Source organism: Patiriisocius sp. Uisw_047 (assembly GCF_047730165.1).
GTDB lineage: Bacteria > Bacteroidota > Bacteroidia > Flavobacteriales > Flavobacteriaceae > Patiriisocius.
In genome coordinates, this window is sequence record NZ_CP159834.1 from 1670001 (window position 1) to 1675000 (window position 5000).

The following is a 5000-nucleotide window of genomic DNA, read 5'->3' on the forward strand; positions in this document are numbered from 1 at the left end:
ACTTTTTCTCACTGTTTTAAAGGAATCTTATGAAGTGTTTTTATAACCACTTCAGCTTTGGTTTCTTTGACCGTGGTTACTATAGCTCCTTTCGTTCCTTTAGCTTGTTTATTGGTTATAATGGTGTATAATTCACCATTAGATAATGAGGTCTCGTAAAGGGATAAGTTCTATCCTATATTCTTTACAAATAATAACCAATCTGTTGGGTGTTTCTTTTGATCCCAAGCTTTAAAGTGGTTTAGATGATCTTTGTATTGTTTTTTTAGACTTCTAGGGTTAACGCCTTAAAAATCAGATACAAGTGTTGTGCTTGAAGCATTATTACTGAGGGATCTCTTTTTAAAAATTGGCAAACTCACTAGCAATTCTAGTTCCTTTTGCAACTAAATCCCAATCCTACCCTACCGGTATCTTCGTTAAGCCGATGCGTCTGGTTATATGTAGATATACGTTCTTGCCTCGTATTGGAAAATCTTGAACTGTTGCCTGCGGAAGAGAACCATTAGAATGCAGTTTCGCCTTAGCAAACCCTCCAGGGATATTGTTCAATTCTGTAAAATAGAAATGGAACTTTTCGCCTTAAACCTCGTGCTTGATTAAATCAATATGGTGCACGATTACTTCGGGGAGTAATAAATTAGCTCCAGCAGATAGAGCGTCCGAGGACATCAATTTTTTAAAAGCAAAGTTCTATCCTTTTTAGGTGCTCCAAAACTTTTTGTGTTGAGCCATCATCATCATTCCCTAGAAAAGATGAGTGTAGAACGAATTTTAATTTCAATAAGATTCAGTCGTTTATTTGAAAGGTGTTGATGTTCCCTGATTTTTTAAGGGTTTCGGTGTTCTATTATGCTATTTAAGGTACAGTGACCGCGCTTTCTGCTGTATTTTTTGCGAAAACGGCAAAAAAGGATGCCTCATCAATCGCTAACCCATAAATAATTATTTTGTAATTTGAAGGGATGCAGGAAGTTATAAATAAATATATGTTGTTATGAAAAAAACTTCATTAATAGTTTGGTCATAAGATTAGGAAGGTAGTATATTTGCAGCCGCTTAGTAAAGCAACGAAGGTTGTTAAAAACATGCAAAAAAGTTCTTTAAAATTTATTGAAATTATTTTTAAAAAGAAGTAGTTAGTTTAGTAAACAGTAGTATGGCAGCCGCTTAGGAAAGCAACGTAGTTTGTTGTAAACGAAGCAAAAAAGTTCTTTTAAAATTAATTGAAATATTTTCACAAAGGGGTTGTTAGTTTGCAAAACAGTATTATATTTGCAGCCGCTTAGAGAATTAGTTCATTAAAAAAGGTGATTTGGAATACAGAAGAGGGTTCGACTCCTTCGCATCTACAAAGAGATTTTAACCTATAATATAGGTATAAAGATTTTAATCCCTTTATTGGGGAGTTCATTGACATATTGAAATTGACAGCGTATGGTTACTACTTGGAAACTTGCAGTAACTGTATTGAATAACTAAACTAAGAATAACACCTGAGAATTAATTTGAGAGAGCTCGATAAGTTGTATAAATATATTTAAGATTTAACGATGAAGAGTTTGATCCTGGCTCAGGATGAACGCTAGCGGCAGGCTTAACACATGCAAGTCGAGGGGTAACAGAGGTAGCTTGCTACTTGCTGACGACCGGCGCACGGGTGCGTAACGCGTATACAATCTACCTTGTACTGGGGGATAGCCTTTGGAAACGAAGATTAATACCCCATAGTAAGTTTTTGTGGCATCACAGGAATTTTAAAGGTTACGGTACAAGATGAGTATGCGTCCTATTAGTTTGTTGGTGAGGTAACGGCTTACCAAGACTACGATAGGTAGGGGCCCTGAGAGGGGGATCCCCCACACTGGTACTGAGACACGGACCAGACTCCTACGGGAGGCAGCAGTGAGGAATATTGGACAATGGAGGAGACTCTGATCCAGCCATGCCGCGTGCAGGATGACGGCCCTATGGGTTGTAAACTGCTTTTATACAGGAAGAAACACTGCTACGTGTAGCAGCTTGACGGTACTGTAAGAATAAGGACCGGCTAACTCCGTGCCAGCAGCCGCGGTAATACGGAGGGTCCGAGCGTTATCCGGAATCATTGGGTTTAAAGGGTCCGTAGGCGGGCAGCTAAGTCAGTGGTGAAAGTCTGCAGCTCAACTGTAGAATTGCCATTGAAACTGGTTGTCTTGAATCGTTGTGAAGTGGTTAGAATAAGTAGTGTAGCGGTGAAATGCATAGATATTACTTAGAATACCGATTGCGAAGGCAGATCACTAACAACGTATTGACGCTGAGGGACGAAAGCGTGGGGAGCGAACAGGATTAGATACCCTGGTAGTCCACGCCGTAAACGATGGATACTAGCTGTTCGATCTTCGGATTGAGTGGCTAAGCGAAAGTGATAAGTATCCCACCTGGGGAGTACGTTCGCAAGAATGAAACTCAAAGGAATTGACGGGGGCCCGCACAAGCGGTGGAGCATGTGGTTTAATTCGATGATACGCGAGGAACCTTACCAGGGCTTAAATGTAGTCTGACAGGAGTAGAAATACTCTTTTCTTCGGACAGATTACAAGGTGCTGCATGGTTGTCGTCAGCTCGTGCCGTGAGGTGTCAGGTTAAGTCCTATAACGAGCGCAACCCCTGTTGTTAGTTGCCAGCGAGTCATGTCGGGAACTCTAACAAGACTGCCAGTGCAAACTGTGAGGAAGGTGGGGATGACGTCAAATCATCACGGCCCTTACGTCCTGGGCCACACACGTGCTACAATGGTAGGGACAGAGAGCAGCCACTGGGCGACCAGGAGCGAATCTATAAACCCTATCTCAGTTCGGATCGGAGTCTGCAACTCGACTCCGTGAAGCTGGAATCGCTAGTAATCGGATATCAGCCATGATCCGGTGAATACGTTCCCGGGCCTTGTACACACCGCCCGTCAAGCCATGGAAGCTGGGGGTACCTGAAGTCGGTCACCGCAAGGAGCTGCCTAGGGTAAAACTGGTAACTAGGGCTAAGTCGTAACAAGGTAGCCGTACCGGAAGGTGCGGCTGGAACACCTCCTTTCTAGAGAAAGATACGACGTTGAGCTTATAAGTTCAGTTACACCGAGGGTGTTGTTTGCAGTTTAGTTGTCAATTTTAATTATAATACAGTCTATAAGAATTCGTATCAGTATATCAAAACTGATTACAGGATACTGAAAACTAAAGGCTATTACAGTCTCATAGCTCAGCTGGTTAGAGCGCTACACTGATAATGTAGAGGTCGGCAGTTCGAGTCTGCCTGAGACTACATTAAATATTATTTTATTTCTTCGGAAATAACAAGTTCATTAAAACATATTGAAGGAAATTTTAGAAGTTGGTTAATACCAGTTTTACAGTACGCCGTATGCGGTACTAAGTACACATCCGAGAGGACTGACTACTGACTACTAACTACTAAATGCTTTAAAATGGGGGATTAGCTCAGCTGGCTAGAGCGCCTGCCTTGCACGCAGGAGGTCATCGGTTCGACTCCGATATTCTCCACAATTCTTCAGACGCAAAGAAGATAGGTATAAGAACAACCAAGGATACTGTAAGAAGTAAAATAGTTTCTTTTACCATCGAGATTGGGTTGTTTACAAGAAAAACGTTCATTGACATATTGAAATAAGAATACGAGAAAAGTAATAAATTAAAAGTCTTTTTAATTAGTGCTTTTGATGTAGTATTGAGTTTACTCATTACTATTAAGGAAGTATTATTTATCAAGCATAAATACTCATTAAGAGCAAAAAAGTACAATAAGCAAAATAAGAGCGTATGGGGAATGCCTAGGCTCTCAGAGGCGAAGAAGGACGCGATAAGCTGCGATAAGCTTTGGGGAGGGGCACATACCCTTTGATCCGAAGATTTCCGAATGGGGCAACCCACTATATTGAAGATATAGTATCCGCAAGGAGGCAAACCCGGAGAACTGAAACATCTAAGTACCCGGAGGAAGAGAAAACAAAAGTGATTGCGCTAGTAGCGGCGAGCGAACGCGCAATAGCCCAAACCGATATTGTTACGGCAATATCGGGGTTGTAGGACCACGACATTTGAGACTCGATGAATTAGAACACTTTGGAAAGAGTGGCCATAGACGGTGATAGCCCGGTATAAGTAAAGGAAGTTAAGATAGTGGTATCCTGAGTAGTGCGGGGCACGTGAAACCCTGTATGAATCCGGCGGGACCATCCGCCAAGGCTAAATACTCCTGAGAGACCGATAGTGAACTAGTACCGTGAGGGAAAGGTGAAAAGAACCCTGAATAAGGGAGTGAAATAGATCCTGAAACCATACGCTTACAAGCGGTCGGAGCGGCTTTACGCTGTGACGGCGTGCCTTTTGCATAATGAGCCTACGAGTTACTGTTGTTAGCAAGGTTAAGAACTTAAGGTTCGGAGCCGTAGCGAAAGCGAGTCTGAATAGGGCGCCATAGTTAGCAGTAGTAGACGCGAAACCGTGTGATCTACCCTTGGGCAGGTTGAAGCTGTAGTAACATACAGTGGAGGACCGAACCCGTTGACGTTGAAAAGTCTTGGGATGACCTGAGGGTAGGGGTGAAAGGCCAATCAAACTCGGAAATAGCTCGTACTCCCCGAAATGCATTTAGGTGCAGCGTTGATATTAGTTTTATAGAGGTAGAGCTACTGATTGGATGCGGGGGCTTCACCGCCTACCAATTCCTGACAAACTCCGAATGCTATAAAATATGATCAGCAGTGAGGGCATGGGTGCTAAGGTCCATGTCCGAGAGGGAAAGAACCCAGACCATCAGCTAAGGTCCCAAAATGTATGTTAAGTTGAATAAACGAGGTTGGATTGCACAGACAGCTAGGATGTTGGCTTGGAAGCAGCCATTCATTTAAAGAGTGCGTAACAGCTCACTAGTCGAGCGATCCGGCATGGATAATAATCGGGCATAAACATACTACCGAAGCTATGGACTCCGCCCTAGGGGCG

General features: G+C 42.7%; 2 tRNA genes and 2 rRNA genes (1 of these 4 only partly in view). All 4 read left to right on the forward strand.

What is annotated here, in order from left to right:
- Positions 1 to 1550: 1550 nt before the first annotated feature.
- Positions 1551 to 3072: ribosomal RNA gene (locus ABXT71_RS07470) — 16S ribosomal RNA — on the forward strand.
- A 154-nt stretch (positions 3073 to 3226) separates the two neighbouring features.
- Positions 3227 to 3300, forward strand: a tRNA-Ile gene (locus ABXT71_RS07475).
- A gap of 165 nt (positions 3301 to 3465) precedes the next feature.
- Positions 3466 to 3539: transfer RNA gene (locus tag ABXT71_RS07480), tRNA-Ala, on the forward strand.
- 255 nt (positions 3540 to 3794) lie between these two features.
- Positions 3795 to 5000, forward strand: a 23S ribosomal RNA gene (locus ABXT71_RS07485) (it continues 1636 nt past the right edge of the window).
- Together the 16S and 23S rRNA genes with 2 tRNA genes alongside form the textbook arrangement of a ribosomal RNA operon.